Annotated in this window: 11 protein-coding genes; 6 read left to right on the top strand and 5 right to left on the bottom strand. The window is 46.1% G+C overall.

Annotated features, from left to right (window positions below):
• The first annotated feature begins 132 nt into the window (after positions 1-132).
• From M2125_RS10435 to nadB, 4 genes are all read left to right on the top strand, one after another.
• Positions 133-357, top strand: a complete 225-nt coding sequence (locus tag M2125_RS10435) for a hypothetical protein (protein WP_076024170.1) — start codon at positions 133-135, stop codon at positions 355-357.
• 196 nt (positions 358-553) lie between these two features.
• Positions 554-2,356: an NAD(P)H-dependent oxidoreductase subunit E gene (locus tag M2125_RS10430; protein ID WP_280742948.1), complete on the top strand. Its 1,803-nt coding sequence runs from the start codon at positions 554-556 to the stop codon at positions 2,354-2,356.
• 20 nt (positions 2,357-2,376) lie between these two features.
• Positions 2,377-5,271: a formate dehydrogenase subunit alpha gene (fdhF, locus tag M2125_RS10425; protein ID WP_280742947.1), complete on the top strand. Its 2,895-nt coding sequence runs from the start codon at positions 2,377-2,379 to the stop codon at positions 5,269-5,271.
• Between the two features lie 323 nt (positions 5,272-5,594).
• A complete protein-coding gene (nadB, locus tag M2125_RS10420; protein WP_280742946.1) occupies positions 5,595-7,250 on the top strand; it encodes an L-aspartate oxidase in 1,656 nt (551 codons plus the stop codon).
• 6 nt (positions 7,251-7,256) lie between these two features.
• Here nadB and M2125_RS10415 read toward each other — a convergent pair whose 3' ends face one another.
• The 5 genes from M2125_RS10415 to nadA all read right to left on the bottom strand — a co-directional run bounded on the left by M2125_RS10415 (position 7,257) and on the right by nadA (position 10,456).
• Positions 7,257-7,529 carry a BrnA antitoxin family protein gene (locus tag M2125_RS10415; protein ID WP_280742945.1) on the bottom strand — a complete coding sequence of 91 codons (273 nt, stop codon included), beginning with the start codon at positions 7,527-7,529 and terminating at the stop codon, positions 7,257-7,259.
• Positions 7,530-7,862, bottom strand: coding sequence for a helix-turn-helix domain-containing protein (locus M2125_RS10410; RefSeq protein WP_280742943.1), 333 nt, complete (start codon positions 7,860-7,862; stop codon positions 7,530-7,532).
• Positions 7,859-8,212: a type II toxin-antitoxin system RelE/ParE family toxin gene (locus M2125_RS10405; protein WP_071465982.1), complete on the bottom strand. Its 354-nt coding sequence runs from the start codon at positions 8,210-8,212 to the stop codon at positions 7,859-7,861. Before M2125_RS10405 ends, M2125_RS10410 begins: the two co-directional genes overlap by 4 nt.
• Positions 8,213-8,420: 208 nt before the next feature.
• Positions 8,421-9,275: a carboxylating nicotinate-nucleotide diphosphorylase gene (nadC, locus tag M2125_RS10400; protein ID WP_280742942.1), complete on the bottom strand. Its 855-nt coding sequence runs from the start codon at positions 9,273-9,275 to the stop codon at positions 8,421-8,423.
• A gap of 53 nt (positions 9,276-9,328) precedes the next feature.
• Positions 9,329-10,456 (bottom strand): quinolinate synthase NadA, encoded by a 1,128-nt coding sequence (gene nadA, locus M2125_RS10395; RefSeq protein WP_280742941.1) that lies wholly within the window; start codon positions 10,454-10,456, stop codon positions 9,329-9,331.
• 101 nt (positions 10,457-10,557) lie between these two features.
• Here nadA and M2125_RS10390 point away from each other — a divergent pair, with 101 nt between their 5' ends.
• Entirely contained in the window at positions 10,558-12,324 is a 1,767-nt protein-coding gene (locus M2125_RS10390) for a ShlB/FhaC/HecB family hemolysin secretion/activation protein (RefSeq protein WP_280742940.1), read from the top strand.
• A 1,068-nt stretch (positions 12,325-13,392) separates the two neighbouring features.
• Positions 13,393-19,520, top strand: a 6,128-nt coding sequence (locus M2125_RS10385) for a two-partner secretion domain-containing protein (RefSeq protein WP_280742939.1), incomplete at its 3' end; no start/stop codon positions are given.

Here is a 19,520-nt window from a genome sequence, read left to right as displayed (position 1 = left end):
TAGTCTTGATTGTTGCTGATTTCTGGCTAAATAGACAAGCTCACGCTTTCCCTTAAGTAAGGTCAAGACTAAAAATCATCAAAAAGACGGAAACTAGGCATTTCCGAGTGTGGAATCTAGTAGACTTGAGTTATGAATTCATCAAAATTACACCCAATTTTTGTATTTTCCCTGTTTGCAGTGATTAGTTTGACCGCATGCGGCTCGATTCAATCGGCAGCCGAAGACGATTGCAAGAATGTGGGCTGGCAAGCTGGCACTAAAGGCTACAACGATTGCGTCAAGGCTCGTATTTATGAACGCAAGCTAGATTACTCACTTCCGCCAGGCGATCAGCCATCACCCTCATTGCTTTAGGGTTAACCCGAGCCGTAATCACTTGAGCGCCGTCAAGGACTTAGGTCTAGAATTAGCCCAAAATCACTTTTTAGTTGCTTATCAATCTTCTAGTTTTTTGTAAAAAATTAGAGGTGTTTGACTTACCGATCACCGTAGTGATTTGAAAATTACATTACAAGCATTCAATTGCGCCAAAAATTAGAGATATAAGACCATGAATCATCCAAAGCCCTCCGGAGAAATAAAGGCGGTTGCCCTTGCTACAGCGGATGACTTAAGAGAGACCATTCGTCGCAAGAGTAAGTTAAAAGGTCGTCAGGCCGATGACATCTCCTTGGCAGAGGTACGTTTACTAATTGGTGAGGCTCCTCACCGCCGTGATTTATTAATTGAGTACCTGCATCTGTTAAATGACGAATATCGCGCATTGCACGATCGTCATTTGGTGGCGCTAGCTAAAGAGATGAATATTCCGATGGCTGAGGTGTATGAGGTTGCTACTTTCTATCATCACTTTGAGGTGGTGCGTGGCAATGATCCGGTTGCTGATATTCTGATTCGTGTATGCGACGGTATTGCTTGTGAGTTAGCGGGCGCGCAAAATCTCTTGGCTAAATTGCCAGCTATCCTTGGCAACACTAATATCAAAGTCGCAGCAGCCCCATGTGTAGGCCGTTGTGAGCAGGCTCCTGTGGCCGTAGTGCATCAGTATCCAGTCCTGTTTGCTACATTAGATAAGGTGTCGGCTGCGGTTAAAAATAATTTAACCACTCAGCCTATGGCTAAGGATGATGCCGTCTTTGATCCTGTGGCTTTAGCAGAGCAGGGCGTTTCCCCTCAGGGAGAAATGCAAGCGGTATCACCAAACTATGTGGGCTACGAGTCTTATCGCAAACAAGGTGGCTACGCTTTAGCGAAAGAAATCTTTGAGGGCAAGCAAGATGCCGAGAGCATCATCAAAGCAATGGAAAGCTCGGGCCTCCGTGGTTTAGGTGGAGCTGGTTTTCCAGCAGGTCGTAAATGGCGCATCGTAAAAGATCAAGTTGCTCCAAAGTTGATGGCAGTAAACATTGACGAAGGCGAGCCTGGCACATTTAAAGATCGTACCTATTTAGAGCGCGATCCACATCGCTTCTTAGAAGGTCTCCTGATTGCTGCCAGCGTAGTTGGCATTGATGCTTGCTATATCTATTTGCGTGACGAATACCACGGTTGCCGTGAGTTACTAGAAGCAGAGTTGGCAAAGCTTAAAGCCAATCCACCATTTACGTTACCGAATATCGAATTACGTCGTGGTGCGGGAGCTTATATTTGCGGTGAAGAATCGGCAATGATTGAGAGTATTGAAGGTAAGCGCGGCGAACCGCGGATGCGCCCACCTTATATTGCCCAGGTTGGTTTATTTGGTCGGCCAACCTTAGAACATAACTTTGAAACCCTGTATTGGGTGCGCGATATTGTTCAGCGCGGGCCAGAGTGGTTTAGCTCTTATGGTCGCCATGACCGCAAAGGTTTACGAAGCTACAGCGTGAGTGGGCGCGTGAAGAATCCTGGCGTGAAGTTGGCTCCAGCCGGTATCACTATTCAAGAATTGATTGATGAATACTGTGGTGGCATGCAAGATGGTCATCAGTTCTATGGCTATCTCCCTGGCGGTGCATCTGGCGGTATCTTGCCAGCCACCATGAACGACATTCCGCTCGATTTTGATACCTTGCAACCTTACGGATGCTTTATTGGTTCTGCTGCAGTGATGGTATTCAGTAATAAAGACAAAGCACGTGATATGGCACTCAATGTGATGCACTTCTTTGAGCATGAAAGCTGCGGCCAATGTACGCCGTGCCGTGTTGGCACAGGTAAAGCCGCTAAGTTGATGCAAGCGAAGTCTTGGGACCAAGAAACGCTGGAAGATTTAGCTACTGTGATGGTGGATGCTTCGATCTGTGGTCTAGGTCAGGCAGCGCCAAATCCTATCCGTTGTATTCATAAATATTTCCCACAAGAAGTTGCATAACAGGGAAGAACGAGACAAATATGAACGCACCAACCAATCCAAAAGAACTCGAACTGCAAACCGTTGAGTTCAAGTTAGACGGCAAAACAATTGTTTCCTACGAAGGTGAAACTATTCTTAAGGCTGCCAAGCGACATGGTATTGATATTCCACATCTGTGTTTTAAAGATGGTTATCGTCCCGACGGTAATTGCCGAGCTTGCGTAGTAGAAATTAATGGCGAACGCACCTTGGCGCCGAGTTGCTGTAGAAGTGCTACTCCAGGAATGGAAGTCAAAGCCAATAGTGAGCGTGCAATCAAGAGTCAAAAGCTGGTTTTGGAGATGTTGCTCTCTGATATGCCGGATGAAGGTTTCAAGTGGGTTGGAGACAGCAAGGAAGAAGAGCAGAAGAATCAACATGGCGAGCTCAGCACTTGGGCTGCCCGCATGGATGTCACTGTACGTCCAGAGCTCAAAGCTTTGCGTCGTGAAAAAGTTGCCAATGATATTTCTCATCCAGCAATGGCAGTCAACCTCGATGCTTGCATTCAATGTAATCGTTGTGTACGTGCGTGTCGTGAAGAACAGGTCAATGATGTGATCGGCTACGCCATGCGTGGTGCACATAGCGAAATCGTATTTGATTTGAATGACCCAATGGGCCAGAGTACTTGCGTTGCTTGTGGCGAGTGTGTGCAAGCCTGCCCAACCGGCGCATTAATGCCTAAAGGATTGATTGGCTCACAGACTGTTGATCGCAAAGTGGATTCTGTTTGCCCATTCTGCGGTGTAGGTTGCCAAATTACCTACAACGTTAAAGATGAAAAGATTGTTAGCGTTGAGGGTCGCGATGGTCCAGCTAACCATAATCGTCTTTGCGTTAAAGGCCGCTTTGGTATGGACTACATCCATAATCCACAGCGCTTGACTAAACCGTTGATTCGTAAGACTGGCGTTCCCAAAGATGATTCTTTGCTAGAAGGTAAGCAAGATTGGTCTGACATCTTCCGCGAGGCAACATGGGAAGAGGCGCTCGATTTTGCTGGTGGCAAATTGAAGGCGCTCAAAGACCAGTATGGCAATAAAGTCCTTGCTGGATTCGGTTCTGCAAAAGGCAGCAACGAAGAGGCTTATTTATTCCAGAAATTAGTCCGCACAGGTTTCGGTAGTAATAACGTAGACCACTGTACTCGTCTCTGCCATGCATCATCTGTTGCTGCACTATTAGAGGGTGTTGGATCTGGTGCGGTAAGTAATCAAGTGAACGACGTTGAGCACTCGAGCATGATTTTCTTGATTGGATCCAATCCAACTGCCAATCATCCTGTTGCTGCCACCTGGTTCAAGAACGCTGCTAAACGTGGCGCAAAAATTGTTCTGTGTGATCCCCGTAAAACGGAGATTAGTAAACACGCTTGGCGCACAATGCAGTTCAAACCAGATACTGATGTGGCCATGCTCAATGCCATGATCTTCACGGTAATTGAAGAAGGCTTGGTTGATAAAGACTTTATTCAGAATCGCTCGAATAACTTTGAAGCCTTAAAAGAAAATATCAAGGGCTATAGTCCTGAAGCAATGGCGCCAATCTGCGGCATTTCGGCAGAGACTTTGCGTGAAGTAGCGCGTGAGTTTGCAACTACGAAGTCTGCAATGATTTTGTGGGGCATGGGTGTTAGCCAACACGTACACGGTACAGATAATGCGCGTTGCTTAATTGCTTTAGTCAGTATTACTGGGCAAATTGGTAAGCCTGGCTCTGGATTACATCCACTGCGTGGTCAGAACAATGTGCAGGGTGCCAGTGATGCGGGATTGATTCCGATGATGTTCCCGAACTACCAGCGTGTTGATAATCCAGAAGCGCATGCTTGGTTTGAAAAGTTCTGGGATACGCCGCTGGATAAGAAGCCTGGTTATACCGTGGTAGAAATCATGCACAAGATTACTGCGCCTGATAGTGATCCCGATAAGATTCGTGGCATGTACGTTGAGGGTGAAAATCCTGCGATGAGTGACCCTGATTTAAATCATGCACGTCATGCGCTCGCTTCTTTAGAGCATTTGGTAGTTCAAGATATCTTTATGACTGAAACGGCTCTGCTTGCAGACGTTGTGCTACCAGCAAGTGCTTGGCCTGAGAAGGTGGGTACGGCTAGCAACACCGACCGTATGGTACAGATGGGCAAGAAGGCAATTAATCCTCCGGGCGATGCAAAGCCAGACCTCTGGATTATTCAGGAAATTGCTAAGCGCATGGGCCTGAATTGGAATTACCAAGGCTCTGATGATGGTGTTGCAGCCGTTTATGACGAAATGCGTCAAGCCATGCATGCAGCAATTAATGGCATTACTTGGGAGCGCCTGGAAAAAGAATCCAGCGTGACCTATCCATGTCTTTCCCTTGAGGATCCCGGTCGCCCGATCGTATTTGATGATAGCTTTGCTACTCCAGATGGCAAGGTGAAGCTCGTTCCTGCTGACATCATTCCGGCAAATGAGCGCCCAGATACAGAGTATCCATTTGTATTGATCACTGGACGTCAATTAGAGCATTGGCATACCGGCAGTATGACTCGTCGTGCAACGGTCTTGGATGCTATTGAACCAATGGCCACCGTATCCATGCATGGTGAAGACATGACCCAGTTAGGCGTTAGTGCTGGTGATGTGATTACCGTTCAATCTCGTCGTGGCGAGGTGGGTATTCATGTGCGTAGGGATGATGGCACTCCAAGAGGTGTGATCTTTATTCCGTTTGCTTATTACGAGGCTGCGGCTAACTTGATTACTAACTCCGCCCTAGATCCATTTGGCAAGATTCCAGAATTTAAGTACTGTGCAGTTAAGCTTGCCAAAGGCGGTGATGCTGCAAAGATCATGGGATATGGCACCAATGCGCCAGGCGGATCAAAGGTGATGTCTAATATTTAGTGAATTCACTAAAGGAGTAAGTGTTTTACTACCAATAAACCCCATCCCAAAGATGGGGTTTATTAGTTTTAATCTCCCTCATAATTGACTTTATGAATAATCAACGCGAAACCATTGACGTAGACAGTCGAAATTTGACTGCTTTTGAAACAAGGCTAAACAGAGTATGTCTAGAGAATCCGGATCTCCCAAGATCTTTTGTTCGTAATGCCTTGCTTTCAATGGCGGAGCTTCGCTCCTTATCAAGCCCGTTTATTCCTCGGAGTAGTAAAAAATAGCATAAGGCAACGGCTAAAGCTATTGCCCTTTAGAATTAACCCTCTATGGCAAGCTCAACACCCACTCCTTCCCAAGCTCAAGCTGAGTTACCAGTCCTCATTATTGGAGCTGGACTAGCTGGTTTAACTGTTGCCCTGCACATGGCTGAAACACAGCCAGTGATTTTGATGGCCAAACGTGGCTTGGGTGAGGCAGCCACTGCATGGGCGCAAGGCGGCATCGTTGGAGTAGTTGATAAAGAACACGACAGCATTGATTCACATGTAGCCGATACTTTGGACGCTGGTGCAGGCCTGGTGGTGGAGTCCACTGCTCGTTACATCGCAGAAGAGAGTGCCGATGCTATTAAATGGCTGGTAGAGCAGGGTGTTCCGTTTACTGAAGATAAGTCAGGGCCCATGGGCTTGCATCTCACTCGTGAGGGTGGGCATAGTCATCGTCGAATTGCACACGCTGCTGATGCTACTGGTAAAGCGATCCACGAAGTGTTATTGGATAAAGCCAAGTCTCACAAAAATATTCGCATCTTGGAACATTGGATTGCTCTAGATCTCATTACTAATCGACAGCTTGATGCCAAGACTCAGCGCACTAAACCCAATCGCTGTTATGGCGTGTATGCCTTAGACATTAAAAACAATCGCGTAGAAACGATTGAAGCTAAATCGGTAGTCTTGGCAACTGGTGGTGTGGGTAAGGTATATCGCTACACCAGTAATCCTGATACTGCTACTGGCGACGGTATTGCCATGGCTTGGCGTGCAGGTTGCCGCGTAGGCAATATGGAATTTATTCAATTTCATCCAACCTGTTTGTATCACCCTAGTGATCGCACTTTCCTCATTACCGAAGCCATGCGCGGTGAGGGTGGGTTATTAAAGCTGCCCGATGGCACGCGCTTTATGCCAGAGCATGACGAGCGCAATGATTTAGCGCCACGCGATATCGTGGCACGTGCCATTGACTTTGAAATGAAGAAGCATGGCTTGGACTATGTGCATCTGGATGCTACTCATTTAGGCGAAGCGTTTATCAAGGAACATTTCCCAATGATTTACGCGCGTTGTTTAAGTCTTGGCTTAGATATCACTAAAGAACCCATTCCAGTGGTTCCTGCTGCACATTACACTTGTGGTGGTGTAGTGACCGATCTCAAAGGAAGAACAGATTTACCGGGCCTTTATGCCGTAGGTGAGGCAACTTATACTGGTTTGCATGGCGCCAATCGCCTAGCAAGCAACTCACTTTTAGAGTGTGTGGTGATTGGTAAGGCTGCTGCTGAAGACATCTCCGCATTAAAGACTCCGCTGATGCCAACCCTTCCCCTTTGGGATGAAAGCCAGGTAGATGATGCTGACGAGCAAGTGGTGATTGCCCATAACTGGGACGAATTGCGCTCACTGATGTGGAATTATGTCGGTATTGTGAGAACCAATCGTCGATTGGAGCGCGCACTACATAGAATTAAGCTACTTCGATATGAAGTACAAGAGTATTACGCCAACTTTAAGGTCACACGAGATCTGATTGAGTTACGTAATTTGCTCGAGTGTGCCGAACTCATCGTGAGATCAGCCCTCATGCGTAGGGAGAGCAGGGGATTGCATTACAGCCGTGACTACCCAGGTACTTGGGCAGTCTCATACCCAACGATTTTGACCCCTCAGGCAGAGGGCACCTCAGAATCTACTGATAATTAAACCGATTCAAAGAGTACCTTTTAGAACAGCCCCTTTAATATGATTGCTCAAGCGGGTTTGCCAGCCCTTACCGCTAGCAAGTAGTTTTTCTAAGATATCAGCATCTAACCTCAAGCTGAGCATTTCTTTTGTATTTTTAATTGGAGGGCGATCAACACCTCTTTTGATAAGAGTGTCTCCAATATAGACATGCGCATCTTGAAACCATTGCTCATCGAGTTCGGGCGCATCATCCGGATCAACCCAATTTTTTGATATATGTTTTAACTTCACGTTCATTTATCTCACCGAAAGCTCAACATGCTTTCCGGTTCTAGCAAGCATATCCACAAGAGAGTCTATGGTGAATTTAACGGTTTTTTTATGAACGACATCCGATACTCTTGGACGGCTTATCCCAAGGATGATGGCAGCATCATGTTGCTTCAGTTGCTTTTCGTCAATCCACAAGGATAGTTCAGTCATTAATGACTCTTTAATGACTAGCTTTTCCGAGATGATCTTCTTGGATTTTGCTTGCAGTCTAGCCGCTTCTTTTGGAGAGAATCCAAGGTCGGAAAAAACGTTTCCACCTACGGGGGTGATATGCGTGGCTTTATTTTGACGAGTCATTTTCTTATCCTTTCTGCTATAACTTCCTTATATCTACTGATCGCCATATCCTTATCTTGTTTGCTGGTAACTCGAGTCTTCTTTTTGAAGCAATGCAATACATAAATGGCGTCATTAAACTTTGCTACGTACATCACTCGATACCAACCGTCATCTAGATTGATGCGTATTTCTTTTGTTCCTGCCCCAACTTCTTCAAATGGCCTCCAGTCATCTGGATCCAAGCCAATTTGAACTTGGCTCAATTGATGCCCAGCCTCCTTGCGGGCGTCGGATGAAAAAATCTTTGCATCCTTAATATCCTTGAGGCTAGACCCCCTCCATTGAATGGGCTTTTCTGTTATTTTCATCAATTGTATCAAATTTTATACATTATTGTTTAAATGATCCCCATATGTTCTTTGGGAGACTTAAAAAAGAAGGGGGGTTGTACAACAAGGGGTAAATCGCGTGATTATGATTACCACGTCTAATCTCTAGTTTAGCTAGTAGCGGGCAATGAATCAACTAATGAACTTAGTGGCAATGCGGGATTCTCTAAAGATATTGAGCGAGCACTTATAAGATTCTCATCGAGAAATCTACCGCATTCACATCCTTGGTTAGCTTGCCGAGTGAGATGCGATCAACACCAGTAGCAGCAATGGCACGCATCTGATCTAAGTTAATGCCCCCAGAAGCCTCCAATAATGCGCGGCCCGCAGTCATGGCTACGGCTTGTTTCATTTGATCGGTATTGAAGTTATCAATCAAAATGCTCTTGGCGCCTGCAGCTAAAGCCTCTTCTAATTCAGTAAAGTTTTCTACTTCAATCTGAATATCAACCCCAGAGTTCAGTGCTTGCGCATTCTTTAATGCAGCGGTAACGCTACCAGCAGCAGCAATATGATTTTCTTTAATCAGAATGCCGTGCCACAGAGCAAGACGTTGGTTCTGACCACTACCCACTCGTACTGCGTACTTTTGCGCCTGACGTAAACCGGGAATAGTCTTGCGGGTATCCAATACTGCGCAGCCTTTAGGGTTGGGGCTGGCACCTGCAATAGCATCCACGTGTTGACGGGTAATGCTAGCTGTCCAAGATAGTGTTTGTAAGAAATTAATACAGGTGCGTTCTGCAGAAAGCAGTGCTTGTGAGTCAGCTTGAATATCGCACACCTTGGTATCCGGCTTCATTAAATCACCTTCGATGTAATGCCATGTCATTTTTGCATTTGGATCAAGCTTCTTAAGGGTGCCTTCAAACCAATCAACACCGCACAGTACTGCTTCTTGGCGCACGATGAGGTGAGCCTGAACCGATTTACTAGGGACTAGCTTCGCAGTCCAATCACCAGTACCAATATCCTCCATGAGCGCATCATGAATATTACGTTGACGCGCTTGCTCTAGGGTTTCGTTGTATTCAAACATGGAGAATTCGGATCAATCCAAAAGAAAAAAGAAAAATAATGGAACTAATAATATTAGGCAGCGCCGATATTCTTGACAAAGCCATGTTGCGCTTTTGCTAGTAAGTCAGGGTGATTGGTTGTGAAATCGAGCATGCGCTCTATGCAACCCAGTGCTTCAACCCGAATGGGCTCATCGATAACAATTTCTCCAGAAGCATTTTCTAGGCAATCCAAAATACCCTGGAGACCATTCATGGCCATCCAGGGGCAGTGGGCGCAGCTCTTACAGGTGGCGCTATTTCCCGCAGTGGGGGCTTCAATGAGTTTTTTATTGGGTGCTAGCTGACGCATGCGATGCAAGATGCCGTTGTCGGTGGCCACGATATATTCAGTAGCAGTGCCTTCAACCACGGCCTTGATCATGGCTGAAGTAGAGCCCACCACATCTGCCAGATCTACTACGGCTTGTGGCGATTCAGGATGAACCAAGATCATGGCATTCGGATGCGCTGCTTTCAGTATCTCCAGTTCAGCCGCCTTAAATTCATCATGAACAATACAAGCGCCATTCCATAGCAACATATCTGCACCGGTTTGTTCCTGAATGTATCTTCCAAGATGGCGATCGGGTGCCCACAAGATTTTCTTGCCTTCCACCTTGAGTCGATGAACGATTGCTAAAGCACAGGAGCTAGTGACCATCCAGTCGGCTTGTGCTTTGACGGCAGCGCTCGTATTGGCATAGACCACCACAACACGATCAGGATGTGCAGCACGAAACTTGGCAAAGTCAGCAGCATCGCAACCTAAATCTAATGAGCAGGTAGCCTCTAAGTCGGGCATGAAGACGCGTTTCTCGGGGCTGAGAATCTTGGCAGACTCACCCATGAAGCGAACGCCAGCAACAATCAGATTCTTGGCGGGATGATTCTTGCCAAAGCGTGCCATCTCCAGAGAGTCGGCAACAAAGCCACCAGTCTCGATAGCTAGATCCTGGATATCGCCGTCAACATAGTAGTGAGCCACTAAGGCGGCATTTTTTTCGATCAATAGCTGCTTAATACGGGCAATGACTGCCGCTTTCTCAGGTCCAGCAAGATGGGGTGGGACTTTAGCCCAGGCTTGAGCTGTGCAGGTGATGCCAGCTGAGTCTTGCAAGGGGTAATCAAAAGCAATTGGGGCGCTAACAGTTGAATTCATACGAAATCTTAACCTGTATAGGCATTTTTCTGTAAAACGCTCTAAACCGTTAAAATCTCAGAACTTTTTGATATTTAATGCTGATATTCAGTACCCAAACTATGCACTCAAACCGTACTAAGACCTTCAAGCTATCCGCAATTGCTTTTCTGACGCTGCAGCTTGGCCTCGCATCTCTTGTAAATGCTCAAGTTGATGCGGGCGCATTACAGCGAGGTCTCGAGCAACAATTGCCATTACCTTCGCCGTTGGCATTGCCAGAGCCCGGTAAAGCGGCGCCAAGCGAGCCAAGCGCCAGCAAAGAAGGTGAATTGCGTTTTACGGTTAATTCATTTGTGCTGGAAGGAGTCAATATTCTTCCTGAAGCAGAAGTGCAGTTGGCAATTCGTTCTTGGGTAGGTGTGCCGGTGAGCTTTGATGATTTACAAAGAGCTTGCGATGCCATTCAGACCTTATACCGTAAGAAGGGTTATACGGTTCAAGCAATTTTGCCTCCCCAAAAAATTAAGGACGGGGTAGTTAAGATCCTGATTACTGAGGCAAAGCTTGGAAAAGTTGAAGTGGAGAATCCGCAGGGACCAACACGCTTTAGTAAAGAGCAAGCAGCGGCCTATATTACTTATGCCAACCCTTTGGGCAATCCGCTCAATATGGATGCGGTAGAGCGCGCCATCATCATCCTCAATGAAACTCCAGGGGTGATGGTTTCAAGTCAATTAGAGCCGGGCGAAAAAGATGGTGATACCAATCTGCGTTTGCAGCTGACTCAGCCCGATTTGGTTCAGGGAAGGGTAGAGGCCAATAACTACGGCAGTAGAACTACTGGCGCAAATCAAGGTGTATTTTCGATGAACCTGAATGGCGCATTGGGAATTGGCGACTCGGCATCAGTCAATGGAATTTTCTCCCAGGGGTCTCAATATGTGCAGGGCGCTATCTCGCTGCCTGGCTCCAGAGATGGCTTAAGACTGGGTTTGGCAGGAACCTATTTGCAATATAAAAACGTCAGCAACTATTCGTCCACGGGCGGCGCTGGTGATGCATGGACTACTGGCGTCAGCGCAGCTTACCCGCTCATCCGTTCGCAAGGTGCCAACCTCAATACCAGCTTGAACTACGACATCAAGAGCTACAACAACCGCAATACGATTACTAATACAACCATCAGCGCGTACAACATTAATAATCTATCAGCAGGTTTATCCGGAAATTTTGTGGATGGCTTTGGATATGGGGCTGTTAGCAGTGGTTCAGTAACGGCAATTTTGGGTAACCTCAGCATCTTGGGAACCAGCATGTCGAACTACAGCATGTATGCTGTACCAGATACCACTCCAACGGTTTACCAGCCTATTACCCCCAGCAATTTCAGCAAGCTGACATTTTCTGGTAACCGCAACCAGCAATTGGTTGAAGACGGTACAACAACCCTGTATACCGCCTTATCTGGCCAATTTGCCTCTACCAACCTCAATTCTGCCGAGCAATTTTATTTAGGCGGCCCCTATGGCGTGCGCGCTTACCCAGTGGCGCAATCGGGCGGCGCTCAAGGCGGAATCTTCACAATGGAGTTGCGTCATGAGCTGATGCCTAAAGTAAATATATCGGCCTTCTTTGATGGTGGCGTGGTGCAGCAATACAAATTTACCTACCCAGGCTGGCAAGGCCTTACTAACGCCAACAATACCTATTCACTGATGGGTGCAGGTTTTGGAGCAAAGTGGGATTACGAGGGTTGGAATCTAGGAGCCATAGTTGCCTGGATGGTGGGTAAAAACCCCCTATATAGTCAATATGGCCAACCTGTGAATACCGATGGCAGCACAACCCAACCAAGAGGCTGGATTACCGGCAGTTATAGCTTCTAATACAGCCAAAATACCCAATAAAAAATCACTTAGGGCGATAAACCTAAGTGATAGAGAACAGGACTCAAAAATTCCCGCAAATGAGGGTGGTTTTTGAGTCTTTTTTCTTGAAATTTTCGTACCAAATGTAGCCTAAAAAAACGGTATGTTTTTGCATCAAAATAACAAGCCAATTTCTTATTAGTAAAAGCAAAAAATTGCCATGCTTGACCTTCAATTTGATGCACCTTACTAATAACGACTTCTTGAATGAACTTGGGACATCCGCTGGATTTCTAATGCAAGTTTCAATGTAAATCACTCCAGTCAAAAACAACAAGAACCCAAGGAAGAAGTCTTACATTTTCAAAAATAGGCGGTGTAAGTCAAAATTCTGAGAATCTTTTTTCGATTCAGAATGCAAAAAAAAGATCTGGCTAATCACTGGATTGGTTTATCAAAATCGGGTGGGTGGTCAAAGATGAAAACTCTCAAGACAGCTCAAGCCGATTCTTTCTAGGCGGAAATCTTTTCCCAATTTGGGTGAAATTAGATGGATATTTTGGGGCAGATAAAACCCACTTAGTGAACTCAAAAAACACTTAAAAATAGCCAATAAAAATGACACAAAAATGGCACTTTTTAAATACACATTGAGTGAGAAGCAACATTCTTTTTTCTCGCTCAAATAGAGCCAGCTCCATTCCATTTTTCTACTGAAATAAACCCGCTTTATTTCTTCAATTGGACAAAAATACGAGCGTATTTTTTTAAAAATAATGCCCCTATATGGCCCTGATAACGGAATTGCCTCTTTAGCTCATAAAAGGGCGATTTCCTCTCAAAAGCGATATCTAGAGAATGGCTCTAAAACTGGGTCTTGATTTGACGGGGCTTCCAGGGCTTGACAACTTCAATATTTGCTCTCAAAAAATACTTTATTTAAAATAACGTCTGCGGTGTTTTTCTATATTTACAAAGGGTTTAACGCAGATTCGTATAGATGAAAAACACACACCATTTGTAAAAAATATTTTGGTACTACTGAAAAAAATTCTCTCGCAAGGTAGCATTCATTTGCACACACAAATGTGCAAGGGAATTGCCTTGCTTGCGCGCACGCAAGCGGTTAAGAAATCACTCCAAAATACCGTCAAATCACCGACCCGAAAGATTGCAAAATTCTTCTCATCTCTTGAGATGTTTTCTTCGGTCGTTGCGGTTCAAAATATCACCCAAAATACGATTTGTATTTTTGATGCTTTCATACTCTTGGTCCAATCTTTCCAAGATCGTGTTTTGAAGAAGAAATTTGCTCGAGTGACCCTGTCTTCCAATTTCAAATTACAAAGCATCTCCAAAATCAAATCAAAAGCCATTTTGAGTTTTTTCGTTTTAATTGCATTCCAATGTGAATATGTGGTGGCCCAGCCACTCAATGCATTGCCAACCAACGGAAAGGTAGTGGCAGGTTCTGCAACGATTTCACAGACAACCAATACCATGACCATTAATCAAAGCACGCAACGTGCAGTGATTAATTGGGATAGCTTTAACATTGGTAAAAATGCCTCTGTAAACATCAATACTCCAGGTGCAAATTCAGCGACTTTGAATCGAGTTACTGGCACTAGCGCTTCTCAGATCGATGGAGCCCTCAAATCCAATGGCCAAATCGTCCTGGTGAACCAAAATGGCGTAGTTTTTGGTAGGGGTGCTCAGGTAGATGCTGCAGCCGTTACGGCCAGCACCATGAACATCGCTGATAAAGACTTTATGGACGGTAAATCCACCTATAACGGCAATGGAACCGGCAAAATCATCAATAAAGGCTCGATTCAGGCCAATGAGCCTGATGGCTTTATCGCTTTGCTGGCTCCAGAGGTCCAAAACCAGGGTTATGTCCTAGCCAGGGCGGGTGGCAGCATTGCCATGGCTGCTGGCGACCAAGTGACCCTGAATTTCCAGGGCAATCACAGTTTGGTTGGCGTTACGGTAGATAAGGCGACCCTGAAAGCCCTCATCGTCAATAAGCGGGTAGTTGAGACTAATGGGGGCCTGATTGTCCTCGCCGCGGGTGCGGCTAACCAGCTGATGAGTTCAGTGGTAAAAAACACCGGCAAGATATCTGCCTCCTCCATGGTCAACAACGGTGGTGTCATTGAGCTGGTTGCCAATAATGTCACCCAGGCAGGCACAGTTGAGGCCAATAGCTCTGCAGCTAATGGCAAAGGCGGTCAAGTCAATCTTGTCGCAAACGATATCAAGATCACTAAGAAATCCTCTACGACAGCAACTGGCACAGCTGGTGGCGGACAGGTGAATGTCGGTTTAGCGCAAACCCAAGCTTCTGGTGGTACGCAAGTCAATGCGCAAACGCCTAGTGCAAATACAGCACAACAAAATCAAGCAGTCGTTGCAAGTAATGCAGCACAAGCAGCGAACACAAAACAAATGGCAAACACTGTGACCGTGAAGCAGGGCGCTGTGATCGATGTGTCTGCAACTCAAAACGGTAATGCAGGATCTATCGCGATTTGGTCGCAAGTTAAAACGACTGTTGCTGGAACACTCAAAGCAATTGGTGGTGCACTTGCCGGCAATGGTGGTTTTGTTGAAACAAGCTCCAAAGGACAAGTAAACCTTGCGCCAAAATTGGTTGTTGATACCAGCGCTGCAAAAGGTAGATCAGGTTTGTGGTTCTTGGATCCAATTGATTTGATCATTGACGCATCTGCTGCAAATGTCATTTCACTTGCTCTTGCAAACAACAACGTCAGCATTGCTGTGAATGGCAATGTCTGCCCAAGCCTTGGTGGCTGTACGCAAGCGGGTAGTGGCAATCTTACGATTGCTAGTGGCGCAAATATTCTGAAGCAAGGTCTTACACAAACAACATTGACATTAACGTCATCTGGTATTTTTAATTTGAACGCTGACATTAGCGGACAAAATTTGAGCGTGATCATTAACAGTTCAATTGCATATCTGAACGTTGGCACAACAATCACGGCAACACAAGTGACGGTGCAAGCGCAAACCATTTATGCAAATGGCACCATCAATGCAAGTAATGGCACAACACTAGGAGCTGCCATTCAACTGCTTGCTCAAGCGATTTATGTGTCTGGCGGTTTAACAACATCAGCCAATACAAATTCCAATACAAGCAACACAACAAATACATCTGTAACGTATAACGGCAATGTTATTCGTAAAGAAGACTTACCAACGTTCTTGACTGCGCAAAACAACGCCACATCTGCACTAGATCGAGTGTATTCAAGCACTGCTGCGAATGATTCCAGTGCTAATGCACAAACTAGTCAAAATATTCAGACAAATGTCATCTACCTCAATGCTGTAAATGAGTTAACAATCTACAGCTCTGCCCAAATTCTGGCCAACGGTACGACCGGTGGCCATGTCACCTTATCCGCACAGCAATTTAATGCCCAAAGTGGGTCTTTGATCCAAGCCAACGGTAACAATGGCCCCGGCGGCGTCATAGCAATTAACGGCACTGATATTCATCTCGCAGGAACAGTTGCAGCCAATGGCAGCAATGGTGGCTCTTTTGCAGTAACAGCTAACGCCTTAATATTAGATAACGCAGCAGTAGTGCAAACCAACGGACAAGCTGGTCCTGGTGGCACGACTACGCTCACCTCTAATCAAGACATCCACATTAATCAAGCGCAGATTAGCGCTAATGGTTCTAGTGATGGTGGCTCCATCACGATTGTCAGCAATGCTGGCAACCTTAATATACAAAATACACTCATTCAAACCAACGGCTCTAATGGTCGTGGCGGAAGCATTGGTATTTCTGCATACAACAACGTCAATATCAGCGGCACAGAGATTGACGCAACAGGTTATGCGCAGGGTGGAGCAATCAAGATAGGCAATGATGCAAGCAACGGCACATTGCCTTTTGCTTTATTTACCAGCATCGATGCGACAAGCTCAATCAACGCATCACAACTAGAACTCAATCCAAGCAATGACACTGGTGGTTTTATTGAGACATCAGGCCATACATTGAATCTTTTATCCTCTATTAATGCAGGTAGAGGGGGAATGTGGCTGCTGGATCCTACCGATATCATTATTGATTCAACTACAGCTGGACTCATTCAAACTGCCTTAGCAACAAGTAACGTAACAATTCAAGCAGGTACAACAGTAAGTTGTTCTGTAGCTTGTGTCGACACAGCCTTTAATCCAACACCAACAACAGGTGGAAGTATTTGGGTTGTCAGTCCAATTACTTGGAGCGCCAATACCGCTTTAACTCTGAGTGCTACTGGCAATATTTATATAGATGCCAATATCACTGTTAATGGAAATAATTCTTCTTCCGGTTTAAATCTCTTTTACGGCGGATCCACTTCTTCGGCGGCAGCAACAGCCGGAACCGGTTACTACCTTGGATCAGGGGTAAGCATTACTTTTGCCTCTACCGCATCCTCTCTATATGAGGCCAACAAATCATTTACCTTGATTGATGGATCAACGAATGCAACTCTGACCAGTGCTTTAGGTAACTACGCAATAATTGGTAATGTCACCACAGTTGTTTGCAGCGGTTATTGCTGGGCGAGCTATTTCTTCAACATTGGCTCCAGTGCCTCAAGCGCTACATTTTCTGGAATCTTAGATGGTTTAGGCCATTCTTTTGCCCCAACATCTCAAACTACTGGTTCCCCTGGCAATAACTGTGCTGTGTCTGGCTCTCTTTGCTTTGGTGGCCCTTTGAACTTTAATGGGAGCCTGGGTTTATTCCCATCTATTACTGGCGCTACGATTCAGAATCTAAGCCTATCTGTTTATGCAACCCAGACTGCTGCTTCAAATGTAGATATTATTTTTGGCGGTATCGCTGGCAGGGCGAGCGGCACCAATTCTCTTACTAACGTGAACGTGTCAGGACAATTTGTTCTCAATTATCCTGCTGGTTCAGCTTGTAATAATTGCTCTCTGATTGTGGGCGGTTTAATTGGTGCCGTTACTGGAGGCGCTACAACAATTAATGGGTCTACCAGCAGTATTGCAATGTCCGGAAATAATAACGTTGGTAATTTTGGCATGAATAGTATTGGGGGCTTTGTTGGCACGGTTGGAATTCCTGCAGCATCAGGTGTTGGCCCCTCAGTCGTATCCAGTGGAGTTACCCTCTCGATTAATGGTTCCTCTTTTACAGGAGCTACTATTGGTGGTTATTCATACCATGGATATGCCGCAACTGGAGACATCGTTGGAACTTCGAATTGCTCTAGTGCGGGATGTACAACATTTACCAATGTTTTAGTCACACCAACATCTGCAGATTGTGTTGTGACTGGATGTTTTGTTACTGTCGGTGCTTTTGATGGGTATAGTAATTCGTCCTCTACTAACAGCGCTACTGCATTTGCAGTGGTAAATAATTCTTACACAACGGTTACGGATTATTCTGGTGCTAATAGGTTCGTCAACGCCAGCAATGTTACCAACCTTGGCAGCATTAGTCAGTCCTCAATACCAACGGGACTTTCAAGTCAATATTGGACTATCGGGAATAGCAGCACCTTACAGTTGCTACCTTGGAGCGCCTCGCTAAGCAACCTCACTGCAATCTCAATTAGTGGAACTACTGCAAGCCCAGTTTCTTGGGGGGCATATGGAACGTGGATCAACGGCGTTCAACCCGGAAATGCGAATGTAAGTTTCATTAGTATTGCATCTGGCGCCAATGTTACTACTAGCTCTACTTCGCTTTCATCAAGCCTGCCGCTGACTATCGCAACGAATGCTAGCCTGAATCTTCAGGGGTCATTCACTATAGGATCTTTGGTTTTAGCATCCGGATCGGCAATTACTAGTACTGGTAGCACTTCCACATTAACAGTGTCGGGGAGCACCGTGTTGGGTGGAGACATTACCACTGCCGGAGCTCAAACTTATACAGGATCTTTGTTCGTAGCTGGCAGCTCTCCAACTTTGACTAGTGGCTCTGGTGGAATAAATGCTACTGGTGGTATCTCTTCTGGCGGCATTATTCAATTTACTGGAACAACAACGGGCACCTATATTTATAACGGTGTATCCGGAACTGTATCGAGTTCTTCATCCTCGCCTACTTTAGTTGGTGATATGGAAATTAGCTTTAACTCTGCAACCAATACTTATCAGATTGTCAATTTACTCTCCAATGCGGTGCAATATTTAGTTGTTGCTGGCGGTGGCGGTGGCGCTGGAATTATCGGCGGCGGCGGTGGTGGTGGTGGGGTACTAACCGGATCTGCGACATTGAGTGGTGGCGGTACCGTAACTGTCGGCGCCGGTGGCATCGGTGGTGTGGGTTGGAATTACGCCGGACAGCAAGGGCAGAATGGACAGAACTCAGTTTTAGTTGGGGCAAGCACTATCACTGCAGTTGGCGGTGGCGGCGGTGGTGCATTTGGAGGTCTAAGCAGCTCAAACGCCAACGGTGCTCTTGGTGGTTCCGGCGGCGGAGGTGGTGGTGGGTCAGGTGGTCTAGCTACTACTGGACAAGGTAATGCAGGTGGTGCAGGTGATGGCACTGTCAATCAAGGTGGCGGAGGCGGCGGCGCAGGTAGTGCTGGTTCAAATGGCGTTAATGCTGGCAATGGTGGCAATGGTGGAAATGGAATCTATAACTCAATTTCTGGTTCTTCGGTAGCCTACGGCGGTGGTGGGGGTGCAGGTACTCGAACGAATGCTTCTAATGCGACAGCAACTATTGGCGGTGTTGGTGGCGGTGGCAGCGGAACTCTAGATCAAACTAAAGCCTCTGATGGCAGTCCTAATACTGGGGGTGGGGGTGGAAGTGCAGGCTACGTCAATGGCAATACCCCGCCGGCTTCAACTACAGTACTTGGCGGCACTGGTGGCTCAGGCATTGTTATTGTTTCTTTAGCAAAAAACAGATTAACAATTAATGCTGGAACTGGTGCCGTTTCAATCGGATCAGCCACTAATTTATCCAGCTTAAGTATTTCATCCTCATCCACTACATCAAGTCAGAGTTCTGGTGGCGTTATCAGTGGTCCAACGGCTCTTACCTACAATGGAACTGGAGTTTTAACTCTATCCGGTGCCAACACCTACACTGGCGGCACCACCATCTCAGGTGGCACATTAAGCTTGGGCGCCTCTACAGTGGAAACTGGTAGTGCAGGCTCTTACACCATTACTTCTGGCCCTGTAGG

This window comes from Polynucleobacter sphagniphilus (genome assembly GCF_029892205.1).
In the GTDB taxonomy this organism is placed as follows: Bacteria; Pseudomonadota; Gammaproteobacteria; order Burkholderiales; family Burkholderiaceae; genus Polynucleobacter; species Polynucleobacter sphagniphilus.
Note: the sequence above shows the minus strand (reverse complement) of the source record. Positions and strands in the feature narration are given on the sequence as shown.